At 62.0% G+C, this 15,750-nt stretch carries 11 protein-coding genes; 6 read left to right on the top strand and 5 right to left on the bottom strand.

The features are described from left to right. Positions 1-21 precede the first annotated feature (21 nt). Positions 22-831, top strand: a complete 810-nt coding sequence (locus BW11_RS09895) for a TraX family protein (RefSeq protein ID WP_140445584.1) — start codon at positions 22-24, stop codon at positions 829-831. A 13-nt stretch (positions 832-844) separates the two neighbouring features. On the opposite strand, the gene BW11_RS09890 is transcribed toward BW11_RS09895, so the two are convergent. From BW11_RS09890 to BW11_RS09880, 3 genes are all read right to left on the bottom strand, one after another. Beyond that, positions 845-2,032: a hypothetical protein gene (locus BW11_RS09890; RefSeq protein WP_140445583.1), complete on the bottom strand. Its 1,188-nt coding sequence runs from the start codon at positions 2,030-2,032 to the stop codon at positions 845-847. 12 nt (positions 2,033-2,044) lie between these two features. Beyond that, positions 2,045-2,755, bottom strand: a complete 711-nt coding sequence (locus tag BW11_RS09885) for a LuxR C-terminal-related transcriptional regulator (RefSeq protein WP_140445582.1) — start codon at positions 2,753-2,755, stop codon at positions 2,045-2,047. Positions 2,756-2,869: 114 nt separating this feature from the next. Next, positions 2,870-4,645, bottom strand: coding sequence for a glycoside hydrolase family 13 protein (locus tag BW11_RS09880; protein ID WP_140445581.1), 1,776 nt, complete (start codon positions 4,643-4,645; stop codon positions 2,870-2,872). A 109-nt stretch (positions 4,646-4,754) separates the two neighbouring features. On the opposite strand from BW11_RS09880, the gene BW11_RS09875 reads away from it, so the two are divergent. Further along, the gene (locus BW11_RS09875) at positions 4,755-5,360 is read left to right on the top strand and encodes a YesL family protein (protein ID WP_140445580.1); all 606 of its coding nucleotides are present in this window, start codon (positions 4,755-4,757) and stop codon (positions 5,358-5,360) included. A gap of 161 nt (positions 5,361-5,521) precedes the next feature. Here the strand turns inward: BW11_RS09875 and malQ are convergent, their stop codons facing one another. Together malQ and BW11_RS09865 are read right to left on the bottom strand one after the other, a co-directional pair. After that, a complete protein-coding gene (gene malQ, locus BW11_RS09870) occupies positions 5,522-7,858 on the bottom strand; it encodes a 4-alpha-glucanotransferase (RefSeq protein WP_140445579.1) in 2,337 nt (778 codons plus the stop codon). A 186-nt stretch (positions 7,859-8,044) separates the two neighbouring features. Next, a complete protein-coding gene (locus tag BW11_RS09865; RefSeq protein ID WP_140445578.1) occupies positions 8,045-9,730 on the bottom strand; it encodes an alpha-amylase family glycosyl hydrolase in 1,686 nt (561 codons plus the stop codon). A gap of 314 nt (positions 9,731-10,044) precedes the next feature. On the opposite strand from BW11_RS09865, the gene BW11_RS09860 reads away from it, so the two are divergent. From BW11_RS09860 to pulA, 4 genes are all read left to right on the top strand, one after another. Then, the gene (locus tag BW11_RS09860; protein ID WP_140445577.1) at positions 10,045-11,304 is read left to right on the top strand and encodes an extracellular solute-binding protein; all 1,260 of its coding nucleotides are present in this window, start codon (positions 10,045-10,047) and stop codon (positions 11,302-11,304) included. A 69-nt stretch (positions 11,305-11,373) separates the two neighbouring features. Beyond that, the gene (locus BW11_RS09855) at positions 11,374-12,774 is read left to right on the top strand and encodes a carbohydrate ABC transporter permease (RefSeq protein ID WP_140445576.1); all 1,401 of its coding nucleotides are present in this window, start codon (positions 11,374-11,376) and stop codon (positions 12,772-12,774) included. A gap of 8 nt (positions 12,775-12,782) precedes the next feature. Beyond that, positions 12,783-13,691, top strand: coding sequence for a sugar ABC transporter permease (locus tag BW11_RS09850; RefSeq protein WP_107044911.1), 909 nt, complete (start codon positions 12,783-12,785; stop codon positions 13,689-13,691). A 5-nt stretch (positions 13,692-13,696) separates the two neighbouring features. Beyond that, a complete protein-coding gene (gene pulA, locus BW11_RS09845; RefSeq protein ID WP_258184655.1) occupies positions 13,697-15,745 on the top strand; it encodes a type I pullulanase in 2,049 nt (682 codons plus the stop codon). The last annotated feature ends 5 nt before the right edge of the window (positions 15,746-15,750 follow it).

The following is a 15,750-nucleotide window of genomic DNA, read 5'->3' as shown; positions in this document are numbered from 1 at the left end:
AAAATAACAGAAAAGTTCCTGATGAATAGTTTACAGTTAAAAATTGTTGCTTGCTTGTTTATGGTAATTGACCATTGTGCGGTGTTTGCTTCGCCTTTCATTGCACTTCCGATGCATTGGATTGGTAGGCTTGCAGCTCCTGTATTTGTGTATTTGTGCGTGTGGAGTTGCAAGTACACGAGAAATATCTGGAAATATGTGTTCAGCTTATATTGCGCAAGTGTTATAATGATCGCTGTAGATGCGCTGATTAATAGCACGTCGAATGTGTTTAACATGCTGTTTCAAATTGCTTTAGTAATAGCGATTTTCTCACTTAGCAAAGTTATTTATAGGGTCTTTCTTTTATTATTCTACATAGTATGGCAGGTTTTGTCATCTCTGTTAGTTATATCGATTTTGCCTGTTTGGGGAGATGCTGCTCAGTATGTTCTCTCTATTGTCCTTGGTAACTTAGTGGATGGAGGCTATTTTTGGGTTTTGTTTGGGGTTGCTTTATTTTACTGCCGTGGAAATGATGTTGTCGTCTCAATGTGTGTTATGACGTTCTCAATTATTGCTTTCTTTACTCAGAATCTAGGATTCGAACTTATGTCTTTAGTGGGGCAAAATTCTCCTGTGATTGGTGTTGTTCAAACTTTTGGATATTTTGGACATTGGGGGCCTTTGGTCAGTAATCAGTGGATGATGGTTTTTTCATGTCCTCTGTTATGTCTATATAACAATGAGAGGGGATTATATTCAAAGTTTGTGTTTTACTTCTTCTACCCAATTCATTTGATTATTATTCACGCGTTCATGGTTATGTATAATGTATCTCTTGGAGCATAAATATTAAAGTTGACTAGAATGGAATTGAGGCTTGTATTGACCAAATGCCTTTGGTTCGAACTTCTAGTGTTCCGTTCATCGCGGTAATGATTTCGCTGTATCTTTTCAGTCCTGAATTCATCCCTTTCATATGCATCTTCTCAATAGGTTCATGTGCGGGATGATCACTCAATTCAAGTATTACTTGATTGTTGGTGGTTGAGATGATCAATGTGTATTCATATTTTGGATCTGAGTGTTTTGTAATATTGCCAAATAGTTCATGAATAAAATCGATAAGGAACCGTTGTATATGTTCAGGTAATGTGTCCATATTTCCTATGGTGATAATTTCGCCATGATAACCCACGTTCTCGATACGGTTTTTCTGTTCCTCGATCTCTTCTTCAATAAGTTTTTCTTTTTTGTCATTATTTTGAGAAGTATGTATCTGAGTTGATTTGGTATCTGACAAAGTAAATGTGCTGTCTAAAGTTGTTATCGATTGACGTGTATGTTGTAATGCATTCGCTGCTAGATCGCGAATTGTCAGTAAATCTTTTGTCCGGTTACTTATGTTATCCAGCGTTTTGTCTGTTATTGGGATATTATTGTCTTCAAGTCGTTTATTGATGATCATGATAATGTTTGTTAAATCATTCGTCGTATGATCATGTAACTCTCTTGCGATTTGCATGTTGTGCTGTAAAGTTATGTTTTTCTGATGCTCTTTAATGTGTTGTGCATTGATTCTAAAGCCGTGGCCGATTCCTGCGCCTATTATAATAAACGCAACAAAGGTGTATGCACTTCCTGCTCCCATTATCCCTGTCGGACGTATGATGCCGTCAAGAATCATTATGAATGCGTATAATATCGCCATTGCATAACCCATTAATGGTTTGCTGTAAGTGGAAACCGCTATTGCGGATATTCCTAGTACAAGCAAGGATAACGGCGCAGGATCGAGAATAGTTTCTCCTAGTGCTGTAATCCAAAGTACTGCGTATGAAGCAGAAATAGGGTATCTAATATAATAAACTATTATTATCGTTGTTGTGATCAATAGAGCTGTAGTGAATACCAGTTCTTTTGTTGAAGGTTCCGTTGCTTGCAGTAGAATCTGATAATTTATGAATTCTACAATTGCTGTTGTTCCTATAATAAATGCTATTAGTGAAAGATATGGGTGTGCAAATTGTTTTACTACCTTCTTAATCATCTATCTGACCCTTTACACGATATGCATGGATCGACAGTAATCCATTGCTTCCAGCCAGGTATCAACGCCGAGCTTGCGTTTGATGTTTCTTCTGTGTGATGAGACCGTGTCCGCGGTGATGCCCATGCGTGCGCCGATCTGCTTGCTGCTGAGCGCGCCTAGACTGAGAGCGACGATGGAGCGTTCGATGTCGCTCAGTGGCTTCGTGACGTGGCCGTGGACGTTGACTGTTGGTGACATTTCTGCTGCGGTCTGTTGTTTATCGGCTATCTTCTCGATGGTGTCAAGGAGTCCATGCCCGAAGGTCGCCTTGTCAAGTAGCGTGACAATGCCGGCGTGTGCCGCGGCCTGTCGGTAGGTGTCGAGATTGTACGAGGTCATGCCGATGATCACGGTATGTGGCGATCGACTGAGTATCAGCGAGGCGATCTGAGGTCCTGTCACACCGTTCAACGCCATGTCGATAAGCAGTATGTCGGTCTTATCCTGGCCATTTCCGGTCATGCGACATTCCTGGATCGCATAGGCGGGGGACGTGGTTGACCAGATCGTCACTCTACGGCGCAACCTACGACTCTGTGACTCCAGCATTCGCGTGATACTGTCCAAAGCGAGCGCATCGTTGTCCAGTATTCCGATGCGAAGCGGCGAATCCGTAACTGCCGCGGCTGTCGTCGAAGTGGTGTCTGCTCCCGTGCTTGCGGCTTGGCTGGCGTAACCCATGATCTGAGTATATGCAGTGCGGGGAAAGGGCGAGGAGGGCCTTTGCAGTTTTCTGCAAAGACCCTCCTGTTGGTTGTTAAAGCCGCTTGGTAGCCTGCCGGCGACTGCCGCCTGTCAGCGCACGAGCCAGGCGGTGGCGTCCTGCGGGAGACGGTCGTCGTCGGTGAGCGGAGCGGAGGCGAGAATCACCGCGCCGTCGGGCAGGGCGACCGGCTCGGTGCCGAAGTTGGTCACCGAGGTGAGCGTGCGGCCTTCGGTCGCCGGGCGCGCGTAGGCGATGACGTCGTCGTAGCCCTCATCGCCGTCCAGCCAGTCGACCGTCGAAGTGTCACCGGTCGCGGTGAGCAGCTTCGCGCGCAACGCCAGCGCGCGGCGGTAGAGGTTGAGCATCGACCCCTCGTCGGCGGCTTCGACGTCGGCCGCGAAATCCTTGAACCACAACGGCTGCGGCAGGTGCGGCTCGGCCGCGGGCGTGCCGTCGGCGCGAGTCGCGGGGGAGAAGCCGAACGACGTTCCGGCAGCGAAGTCGGCCGACCACGAGGCCGAGGCCATCGCATCATCCGCACGGTCATCCGAGACCCACGGCAGCGGCACGCGGCAGCCGTCGCGGCCCTTGTCGGTGAAGTTGCGACGCGTGTTGAACGGCGCCGGGTCCTCGAGGCGATCCCACGGAATGTTCGCGACCTCGAACAGGCCCAGCTCCTCGCCCTGATAGACGTACACGGCGCCGGGCAGCGCCAGCTCCATCAGCGCGGCGGCGCGGGCACGACGCGTGCCGAGCTCGCGATCCTCGGTGTACGAGGTGCCGTCGCGCAGCAGCCAGTCGTGTGCGAGCTGATGGTAGACGGGGCCCTTCACCTGCGGTAGGCCGTAGCGCGACGGGCTGCGCGGCACATCGTGGTTGTTCATCACCCACGTCGTGGTCGATCCATCGGTTTCGGCGGCCGCCTCGAGACCGTGGCGGATCGCGGAACGGAACTCGTCGACATCCCAGTTCGCCTCGGCGAACTCGAAGTTGAACACCTGACCGAGCTCGGCGGTGTCGGCGTACAGGTGCTGATGCTCCGGCACCACCCACGCCTCGCCGACCGCGAAGCGCGGCGGGTTGTACTCGTCGAACACTTCACGCCACTCGCGGTAGGTCTCGTGCACCTCGCGGCGGTCCCACAACGGGCTGGTGAAGTCGTGGCACAGCACCTGCTGCACGGTGTCGGCGGGCATGTCCTCGAGCGGCGTGCTTTCGAGATCCTTGGCCAGGCCGTGGGCCACGTCGATGCGGAATCCGTCCGCGCCGTGATCGGACCAGAATCGCAGCGTCTTCTTGAACTCCTCGTGCACGTCCGGATTCTTCCAGTTGAGGTCCGGCTGCTCCTTGGCGAAGATGTGCAGGTACCACTGGCCGTCGTCGACCTGCTGCCAGGCCGGCCCGCCGAACAGCGACTGCCAGTCGTTCGGCGGCAGCTCGCCGTGCTCGCCGCGGCCCTCGCGGAAGATGTAGCGGTCGCGTGCGGCCGATCCGCGGCCGGCGGCCAGCGCCTCCTGGAACATGACGTGCTTGTCGGCCGTGTGGTTCGGCACGATGTCGACGATCACCTTGATCCCGGCCCCATGCGCGGCGGCGACCATCCGGTCGAAATCGTCCATCGTGCCGAGACGCGGGTCGACGTTGCGGTAGTCGATCACGTCGTATCCGCCGTCGGCGAGATCCGACGGATAGAACGGCGACAGCCAGATCGCGTCCACGCCGAGATCCTTAAGGTAATCCATCTTCTCGGTGACGCCGGCGATGTCGCCGAGTCCGTCACCGTTCACGTCCTTGAAGCTGCGCGGGTAGACCTGATAGACGACGGCCTGCTTCCACCAGTCGTCGCGTTCGTTGTTCGCGGTCATGCTGTTCCTTTCCTTTTTCGTGATGACAACGATATCATTGAGAACGTATGCAATAAGATGTGATGTCCGCGGCGAAGCGGGCGCGCGAGTGATCGACGGAGGTTCGACGATGCGATTCCTGTCACCCGATTCCGGACTCATGCGAGGTCTTGGCGACCTCGTCGACGCGATCTGGATCAACATCCTGATGCTGGTCACCAGCCTGCCGCTGGTCACGATCGGTGCCGCGCTGTCCGCGGGATTCAACACGGCGCGGCGGTCGCTGGCAGGCGAGGGCGGCGGCGTCACCCGCAACTATTTCCGCGCGTTCCGTGCGAACTTTGTCAAGGCGACCGCCCTGTGGCTGCCGTTCCTCGTCATCGGCGCCGGAGTCGTCTACTCGTGGGTCGTGCTGCGGATCACGCCACTGCTCGTGCCGAAATTCGGCCTGACCGTGCTGTGGGTCATCGGCTTCGAATGGACGTTCGCGCTGCAGTCGCGATTCGAGAACTCGGTCGGCCGGACCCTCGCCAACGCGTACGTGTTCGGTGTGACCCGATTCGGCTACACGCTGGCGATGGTCGCGATCGACGCGGTGTGGATCGCCCTGCTCGTCGCCTGCTGGTTCTACCTGCCGCAGGGGCTGTTCCTGCTCGTCGTGATGGGGTACGGCACGGCGACGATGCTGCACGTGCCGGTGTTCGAGCGGGCGATGAAGGCGTTTCTCTCTAGATGAATGACTACCCCTCAGACCCGCTTCGCGGGCCAGCTCGTCCCGCAACTGCGGACGCGCTGCGCGCGCAGCTGACTGGCTCGCATGTCGGCTCGCACGTTGCCTACAAACAGCATTGCTGTTTGTTTTCACGGCAACGTCCTGACAAGGGGAACCGAGATGGGCTAGTTGTTCATCACCCGGGCCAGCGAGAGCACGCGCGGATCGGCGAAGACCTCGTCGGTGTGCACCACACGCCCCGAGGCGTCCCGCAGCGGGATGCGCCAGTTCGGGTACTGGTCCGACGTGCCCGGCTGGTTGACGGTCGCGTGCTGGCCGGTGCCGTCGACCAGCGCCGCCTGACGCAGCAGGGAGGGCGTGGCGGTCAGCATCGCGTGCATCGCCTCGACGATCTCCTGCTCATGGCCCGGCACATCCGCGGCGGCCTCGGCGCCGAGCCGGCCGTCCTCGACCAGACGATCCAGCATCGCCTGACGTTCCGCGCGCGCCGAGGCGGCGAACACCTCGACCGGTTCGGTCAGCAGATGCAGACGTTCGCGCAGCTGGACGTGCTCGAATTCCAGATAGCCCGCGGTCGGCGGCAGATCGTGCGTTGTGACCGACGCCAGCGCCTGACGACGGTAATCGGTCGGAGGCTTGTACGGGTCGCCCGCGTTCGGCGAATCGTCGACGCGCGCGAACCACTCCACATCGGTGCCGAGCACGCCGCGATCGGCCAGGATGCGACGCACGTAATCAGGAACCGTGCCCAGATCCTCGCCGATGACCATGCCATTCGCGCGCGTCGCCTCGATCGCGAGCACGGCCAGCATCGCCTCGTGATCGTACATGACGTACGCGCCGCCCTTCGCACCCCTGCCGCGCGGAATCCACCACAGACGGAACAGGCCGAGCACATGGTCGATGCGCACCGCGCCGGCGTGCGCGAAGATCGACTGGACCATCTCGCGGTACACGCGGTATCCGGTGCGCTCGAGATAGCGCGGGTTGAACGGCGGCTGACCCCAGTCCTGACCCTGCTGGTTGTAGAAGTCCGGCGGGCAGCCGACCGTCACCGAACCGACCGCGAACCGCTCCGGGCTCCACCACACGTCCGCGCCGAGCGCGTGCACGCCGACCGCCATGTCGAGCATCAGCCCCAGCGCCATGCCCGCGTCCTTCGCGGCCGACTGCGCGGCGGTGAGCTGCTCGTCGGCGATCCACTGCAGCCAGCGGTTGAACTCGAACAGGTCGCGATGCTCCTCGACGAGGGCCGTGACCTCGGGCGATTCGCGGTTCGTGCGGCCGAACCACGAATCCGGCTCCCACGGCGCGCCCCACACCTCGAAGGCGACGCACCACGTCGCGAACGCATCGAGGTCCGGGCCGGCGTGACGCTTGAACTCCTCGAACGCCTGCTCGCGCTCCGGCGTGCGCGGCGCGTCGAAGATCAGACGCAGCGCCTCGCGCTTCGCGGCCCACGAGGCGTTGAGATCCATCGGATTCGGGTCGTCGTTGCGGTCGGCGACCCGCGCGTGCAGGGCGTCGATGCGCTCGCGGTCGGCGGGGGTGAGGTCGGCGTACTCCGGCACGTCCTGCGGGCGGATGTACGTGACGTTGAGGAATCGGCGCGATTCCGGCAGGTACGGCGACGGCTCGAGCGGCGGGATCGGCGCGCCCGCGTGCACCGGGTTGATGAGCATGAAGTCGGCGCCGGATTTCGCGGCGGCGTCGGCGGCGAGGCGCTTCAGATCGCCGTAGTCGCCTACGCCCCACGAGTCGCGCGAGCGGACCGAGTACAGCTGCGTCATCCAGCCCCAGCGCTGGCGGGTCCTGACAGCCTCGGGTAGGGCGATGCGCCTCGGGGCGACGATGAGCGTGGCGTCGGCTGTCTGCCCGGCCATCTCGACGTGCAGGGTGTGGTAGCCGATCGGCAGGTCGACCGGCAGCGTCAGGATGCGGTCGCCGCTGTTGAAATCGGGCAGGATATCGGCGGGGTCGCTGTGGAGTTCGCTGCCGTCCTCGAGGGTGATGGTGACGGTCGGCTCCTCGTCGGCGTCGGTGTCCGGGTTGGTGCCGGCGGTTTCCGGACGATGCAGACGGATGGTGGCGGGGCTGAGCGTGGGGGCGCCTGAGCCACCGTCCGAGTCATCGTCCGAGTCGCCGACCGGCCCGTCGACCGTGACGACGATGGTCGACGACGGGAGCAAACGTTTGCTGTTTTCCTCCGCGATTGCCGCCTGTGACCGCGCGATCGCCTCGTCCGACGTGGCGTCGACGCCAAGCGCGCCGAGCACGTTGACGAGCACGTCATCGTCGATCTCGACGTAGGTGCCGAGCTGGTCGATGTACGAGGTTGCCACCCCGCTCGCCTTCGCGAGCCGGATCAGCGGGCGGGCCAGCCGCTCGGCGCTTTCAGTGCGCTGGTTGCCTGTTGATTCCTTGCGGTTGGCGGTGTCGACCGTGGTCTGCGTGTCATCGAACGGCGGGGTTGATGGATCGATGATCGTCTGTTCGCTCATTGGACGTGCTCCTTCTGGGTGCGGCCCCGGACACGCTGCGTCGCGCGTCGGCCGTCGTGCCGCGGCTTCGCGACACGACGGCATCCGGGGGTGGATTGCTGCTGTTGTATACGACCATACCGCGTATTGACATCGTTTGCAATACGGCGGGTGTGGCACGGGCGAAGGCACGGGGTGCGCAAACAGTTATCGCAGGATCGCGAGGGATTGGGGCGGCAGAACCAGCTCGTCCGCCTCGATCGTCGGCTCGCCAACCGCCAGTTGGATGATGCGGGTGCGGTCAGAGTCGTCGAGATGCAGGCGCAACGTGTCCCGACCGGGGTTCATTGCCACGATGACGCAGTTCGCGGTGTCGGCTGCCGTGCGGCGGTAGGCGAAGAGCCTCCCGTCGCCAGACAGCACCTCGAAACCGGCGTCGGAGGTCAGGGCTGGCGTGGTGTGGCGGAACCGAAGCACGGTCTGCATCCAGTGCCACAGCGAATCCGTATCGGCCATGCGATCCGCGACCGTCACCGGCACGGACGGGCCGTCCTCGACCGGCAGATACAGGTTGGCTGGATCGCCCGCCTCGGAGAACCCGAGGTTCGCCATCCTCGCGTCCCACTGCATCGGCGTGCGGCTGCCGGTGCGCACGTAGCCGCCCTCCTTGGTGGGCAGCGGGCGGTAGCGCATCGCGATCTCGTCGCCGTAGTAGACGAACGGGCATCCGGGCATCGTCAGCAGCATGCCGTACGCGATCTTGAGCTCGCGCTCGGTCAGGCGCTGGCCGACGCGCAGGGTGTCGTGGTTCGACGTGATGAGGTCGAAGCGGCCGCCCGCGCGTTCGCAGTCGCGCAGCTGCGGCTCGTACTGCTCGAGGAAGGCGCGGATCGACTCGCCCGAATCGGCGTTGAAGTAGCTGTGGTCGCCCTCGCGCACGAGCGGCGTATTGGTGTTGCGCAGCAGCATGTTGTAGCCGTTCGGATTGCCATCCCAACGCCAGTCGAGGTAGAAGTCCATGTCGAACCCGGCCTGCATCGACTCGTTGGGTCGGCCCCATTCGGAGACGAACGCGGCTTCGGGGAATTCGGGGCGGATCTTCGAGAACATGTACTGCCAGGTGCGGATCGTGAGGGGCTTGCCCCAGTCGTCATGCTTGACGAGGCTGTCGGCCATGTCGACGCGGAAACCGTCGGCCCCGCGGGAGAGCCAGAAACGCATCACGTCGACCATCGCGTCGCAGGTGGCGAGCGCGTCGGGGCCGAGCGCGGGCTTCTGCCAGCCCTGCTTCGGATGCGCGAAGCCGTAGTTCAGGGCCGGCTGGCATTTGAAGAAGTTGAGGATGTACGTGCCGTCGCGTTCGGTCTCGCCGCCGATGAACGGCAGGCCGTCGCCGCCGGAGATCCAGCAGTCGGTCCAGATGTAGCGTTCGGAGACGTTCTCGCCGGCCGCTTCGTCGGCTCCACCCGCAACGATGCGATCGGCGGGATCGGGCTGCGCGCTCGCGCGGAACCACGCGTGCTCCTCGCTGGTGTGGCCGGGTACGAGGTCGAGCAGGACGTGCATGTTGCATTCGTGCGCGGCGTCGAACAGGGCAATGAGGTCGTCGTTCGTGCCGTAGCGCTCCGCGACCTTGCGATAGTCGCGCACGTCGTAGCCGGCGTCCTTGAACGGGGAGTCGTAGCAGGGGTTGATCCACAGCGCGTTGCAGCCGAGGTCCCTGATGTAGTCGAGTTTCGCGGTGATGCCGGGGATGTCGCCGATGCCGTCGCCGTTCGAGTCGTTGAATGACTGCGGGTAGACCTCGTAGAAGCAGGCGTCCGCAAGCCATGCGGGGTGGCCGTGCTCGCCGCCGTCGGGGTGATCGTCGTGCTGATTGGTGATGTCGCTCATCGTGCCCTCCTCATTGAACAAGCCGTTTGGCGAGTTGCCGTGCCTGCGCCCGTCGCCGTCTCCAGTGTCTCGCGGCTTCCTGAGACGACTGTCAGGATACGCAAGTAATGCGAACCTTGTCAATACGGCAAGAAACGCCGTAAAACGTTGAAAAATCAACATAAACACACCGACACGCGCGAAAGAAACGCAAGAAGTTTGCATACGTATGCAAAAACTCGTACACTAGTCCTCAACACGATGCAAGGTCCGGCAAGGTCGGAGCCGACGTGGGGAGTCGCATGGTGGGCGGCTCCGAAGGAAAGGAATCAACGATGATTGCACGATGGAAGAAAACCCTTGCGGCCGTCACAGCGTGCGTGCTGTCGTTCGGCATGCTGGCCGCATGCGGTAGCGGCACGGCCGGCGCCGGCGCGAACGGCGGCGAGGTCGAGCGCATGACGCTCGTCGTCTGGGCCTCGCAGGAGGACCAGGTCGACTCCGACTCGTGGCTGCAGACCATGGAGAGCGAGTTCGAGAAGCGTCACCCCGAATACGACATCACATGGAAGAACCAGGTCGTCGCCTCGGCCGACGCGGCCACGATCGCCGAGCAGGACCCGACCGTCGCCGCGGACGTGTACACGTTCGCCTCCGACCAGTTCGGCACCCTGATCGACGCCGGCGCGGTCGGCCAGGTCAGCGATCCGACCATGAAGCAGCTCAAGAAGCAGACCGCCGGCAACGAGACGATGCTCAACACCGTCACCGCGCCCGACGGCAACGTGTACGGCGTGCCGCTGGCCGGCAACACCTGGTTCATGTACTACCGCAAGAGCAAGTTCACCGAGCAGGACCTCACCTCGCTCGACGCGATGCTCGCCAAGGGCAAGGTCTCCTTCCCGCTGACCAACTCGTGGTACCTGCCCGCCTTCTACATCGGCGCCGGCGGCACCCTGTTCGGCGAGGACGGCACCGACGCCGAGTCCGGCGTCCAGTTCGGCGGCGAGATCGGCGCGGCGGTCACCAACTACCTGGTCGACCTGCGCAACAACAAGAACTTCGTCAACGACAAGAACTGCTCCGGTCTGGCCGGCCTCAAGTCCGGCAAGGTCGACGTGGTCTTCACCGGCAACTGGGACGCCGCCACCGTGCGCGAGAACCTCGGCGACGACTGGGGGGTCGCCAAGCTGCCGAGCTTCAACCTCAACGGCAAGCAGGTGCAGATGCGCGCGTTCGCCGGCTCCACCGTCTACGCGTGGAACCCGTACACCAAGCACCCCAAGGCCGCCGACCAGTTCTCCGCGTTCCTGTCGAGCACCTACTCGCAGAAGCGCCACTACGAGATGCGATCGGTCATCCCCTCCGACGTCGAACTCGCCTCCGAGTCGGACATCAAGAAGGACGCCGTCGCCCAGGCCCAGATGGACACCATCGCCGACACGTCCGTCGTGCAGCCGTCCATCGCCCCGATGAACAACTTCTGGGGTCCGTGCGAGAACTTCGGCAACTCCATCTACAACAAGGAAGTCACCCACGACAACGCGGCCAAGCTGACCGAACAGTGGATGAAGTCCTACGAGAACACGCTCTGACGCCGCGGACGGCCCAGCCCGCAGCAACCCTAAGTCAAGGTAGACAAGGACAAGACAAGGACAACAATCATGGAAGCAACCGTTTCCCCAACCAAGAGCGGCAGGCGCGCCCGCCGCAGGCCGGCGGACTACATTCCGCCGTCCCGCTACACCATCCGCGGCGCGGCCGGGCAGGGCGACGCCCTGACCCGACTCTCGTTCCTCGTGCTCGGCGCCGGCAACATCGCCCGTAGGCAGATCGCCAAGGGCGTCCTGTTCCTCGCCGTCGAGATCGCGTACATCGCGTACATGGCCGTCTCCGGCGTGCCGGCGCTCGCGAACCTCGTCACGCTCGGCTCGCGCACGCAGACCAAGCAGAAGATCGACGGCTATTGGTACTACGATCCGGGCGACAACTCGGTGCTGCTCATGGTCTACGGCATCGCCGCCGTGTTCATCACCGTGCTGTTCGTCGTGTTCTGGTCGTACGCCGTGCGCAGCGCGTACAAGGCGCAGCTGCTGGCCGCCGAGACCGGTTCGGCCCCGACGTTCGGCGACGATCTGCGCAACATCACCGACCGCAACGGTCAGGTGGCGTTCATGGCGCTGCCGGTGGCGGGCATCCTCGTGTTCACCGTGCTGCCGACGCTCATCATGATGTGCATCGCGTTCACGAACTACGACTCCGACCACGTCCTGCTGTTCGACTGGGTCGGCTTCAAGAACTTCGGCCAGCTGTTCAGCGCGACCGGCGAGGTCAACGCCACGCAGTTCACCTCCGTGCTCATCTGGACGCTGGTGTGGGCGTTCTTCGCGACGTTCCTCAACTTCTTCCTCGGCCTGTTCCTCGCGATGGTCATCAACCGCAAGACCACCCGGTTCAAGGGATTCTGGCGCGCGGTGTTCTCCCTGTCGATCGCCGTGCCGCAGTTCGTCTCCATGCTGGTCATCAACCAGATGCTCCAGCCCGAGGGTGCGATCAACCGTCTGCTCATCGAATGGGGATGGATCGATCAGGCGCTGCCGTTCTTCACCGACACCACATGGGCGCGCGTGACCGTCATCGTCGTGAACCTGTGGATCGGCATCCCGTTCACGATCATGCAGATCACCGGCATCCTGCAGAACATCCCGGCCGGGCAGTACGAGGCCGCGAGGCTCGACGGCGCGAACTGGTGGCAGGCGTTCACGCAGATCACCATGCCGTACCTCGTGTTCGTGCTCACCCCGTACCTGATCACTACGTTCACCGGCAACGTGAACAACTTCAACGTGATCTACCTGCTCTCCGGCGGCAACCCCACGCCCGTGGGCGACACGGCCGGCAAAACCGACCTGCTGATCACGTGGCTGTACAAGCTCACCGTCGATCGCGGCGACTACAACCTCGGTGCCGTCATCGGCATCTTCACATTCATCACGCTTGCGGTGGTCTCGCTGATCACCTACCGTTCCAGCGCTTCCTACAAGGATGAGGGAGGATTCCGATGAGCAGCAACATGAGCGGCAACCGTTCCGATATCACCGTTACCAAGCCGGCAGGCAACCCGTTCTGGCACGACCAGCGCAAGCGTCGCATCGTCGGCGACGTGCTGAGCCATCTGCTCCTCGCCGTGCTCGCCGTGATCTGGGTCATCCCGATCGTGTGGGTGTTCCTCGAGAGCTTCAACAAGAACCCGGGACCGTACAACGAGACGTTCTTCCCGACCGAGTACACGCTCGACAACTACGTCAAGCTGTTCACCGACAACCACGTGCTCAACTTCCCGCGCATGTTCATGCACACGTTCGTGATCTCCGTGTTCACCTGCGCGATCAGCGTGTTCTTCGTGCTGTGCGTCGCGTTCTGCATGAGCCGCATGCGCTTCCGCTTCCGCAAGTCGTTCATGAACATCGTGCTGGTGCTGGGCATGTTCCCGGGCATCATGTCCGTCGTCGTGATCTACTTCATCCTGAAGTCCCTGGGACTGACGCAAGGCGTGGGCGTGACGATCGCGCTGATCCTCGTCTACTCCGCCGGCGCCGGCGCGGGCTTCTACGTGATGAAGGGCTATATGGACACGATCCCGATGTCCCTCGACGAGGCCGCGTACCTCGACGGATGCACCCGCTGGCAGGTGTTCACCAAGATCATCATCCCCGTGTGCAAGCCGATGCTCGTCTACCAGGCCCTGACCTCGTTCCTCGGCCCGTGGCTCGACTTCGTCATGGCCAAGGCGATCGCCCGCACGCAGGACAACTACACGGTGGCCCTCGGCCTGTACCAGATGCTCTCCCGCGAGTACCTCAACGACTGGTTCGCCCGCTTCGCCGCGGCCGCCGTGGTCATCTCCGTCCCGATCGCGATCCTCTTCATCATCATGCAGCGCTTCTACCAGGAGTCGATGACTGGAGCGGTGAAGGGATGACACCCGTGTCACTGCCGCTGGCCGTGGTCGATGCGACGAGCGCCGAGCCGGCGATGCCCTGCCCTGATTACCCCGTGTACACCGGCGACGACCTCGGTGCGATTCCCGACGCGCACGGCACCACCTTCCGCGTGTGGGCGCCGAGCGCCTCCGGCGTCACCCTGCGACTGTTCGCCGCCGGATCGGACGGGGAGGCGGTCGAATCCGCCGAACCGTTCGAGACCCACGAACTGACCCCCGGCGCGGACGGCACATGGCTCGTACGCTGCGACGGCGTCGGCCACGGCGACTACTACGACTACCTCGTGCGCTTCCCGAACGGCGAGACGCATCGCACCGCCGATCCGTGGGCGCGCGCCGCCGGCGTGAACGGCCGGCGCAGCATGGTCGTCGACCTCGCGCGAACCGACCCGGAAGGCTGGGCCGACGATCGTCGCCCGCACGTCGCCGCCAAGGATCTCGTCATCTGGGAGACGCACATCGGCGACTTCAGCGCCGACCCGGCGAGCGGCATCCCGGCCGAACACCGCGGCACGTACCTCGCGTTCACGCACGAGGACACGAGCGTCGAGAGCGAGGGCGACTTCCCGACGTGCGTCGCGTACCTGAAGCACCTCGGCGTCACCGCAGTGCAGCTCATGCCGTTCTACGACTACGGTTCGATCGACGAGTCGATTCCCCGCGACGACCCGAACCGCGGCTTCAACTGGGGCTACGATCCGCTCAACTACAACGTTCCCGAAGGCTCATACTCGACCGACCCGTTCCACGGCGAGGTGCGCATCGAGGAATGCAAGCGCATGATTCAGGCGCTGCACGCGGCCGGCATCAAGGTGATCATGGACGTGGTCTACAACCATCTGTACTCGCCGGACAACTGGTTCGAGCGCATGATCCCCGGCTACGCGCTGCGCCGCCTGGCCGACGGCACCTTCGCCGACGGCTCCGGCTGCTCGAATGACGTGGCCAGCGAACACCCGATGATGCGCAGGTACATCGTCGACTCGGTCGTCCATTGGGCGCGCGAATACCACGTCGACGGCTTCCGCTTCGACCTGATGGGCCTGATCGACGTGGACACGATGAACGCGGTCCGCACCGCGCTCGACGCCCTGCCCGACGGCGCGTCGATCCTCATGCACGGCGAGCCGTGGTCGGCCCGCGAGACCGCGCTCGACCCGAACCCGGATCACCCGGTCATCCTCGCCGACAAGCGCGGCCTGCCGTACCTCGACCCGCGCATCGGCGCGTTCTGCGACTCGACGCGCGACGCGGTCCGCGGTCACGTCTTCTACCAGAAGGAGCCCGGGTATCTGACCGGCGCCGCCGACGACTTCGCCGACGACATCCGCCGCGCGGTCGACGCGTGGCGCGGTACGTCGCGTGAAGGCGCGAGCGTGGGTCGGGTGATCCAGTACGTCTCCGCGCATGACGATCTGACCCTGTGGGACAAGCTGTGCGCGGCGATGCGCCGCATGCCGGGGGAGCGCGACTACGCGGCCGGCGGCTCGGCCGCCTGCCCGGCCGGCTCGTGCGACGATCTGATGCGCGCCAACCGTCTCGCCGCCGGCATCGTCTTCTCCTCGGCCGGCGTGCCGTTCCTGCTCGGCGGCGAGGAGTTCGCACGCACCAAGCACGGCGTCTCCGACTCGTACAAGAGTCCGGTCGAGCTCAATCGGCTCGACTGGCGTCGCGCGCGGCGCCTATCCGGACTGGTCGACCACTATCGCACGCTCATCGCCCTGCGACACGGCAACCCCGCGTACTTCGGCGGCGCGCGCATGGTCGTCGAGCGCGACGACGCGGCCGTCGTCTTCCGCGTCGGCGACGACTGCATCGCCATCAACCCGACCGGCAGGGCCCTGACCCAGCCGACCGTCGATCTGGAGACCCCCGGGCCGTACGATGAGGTCACACGGATCGCCCCCGACGAATGGGCGTGCATCTACGCCTCGATCGGCGCGGACGGCGATGCGGGATCCCGCCCCGCGCTCGCCGGCAGAGCCATGCCCCTGCCGCCCTACAGCTTCGCCGTCTGGCGCCGCCGCAAGTGATGTAA

This window comes from Bifidobacterium sp. UTCIF-38 (assembly GCF_006454495.1).
GTDB classification, from domain to species: domain Bacteria; phylum Actinomycetota; class Actinomycetes; order Actinomycetales; family Bifidobacteriaceae; genus Bifidobacterium; species Bifidobacterium callitrichos.
The sequence above is the reverse complement of the archived record's forward strand: the minus strand, read 5'-3'. Positions and strand labels throughout refer to the sequence as shown.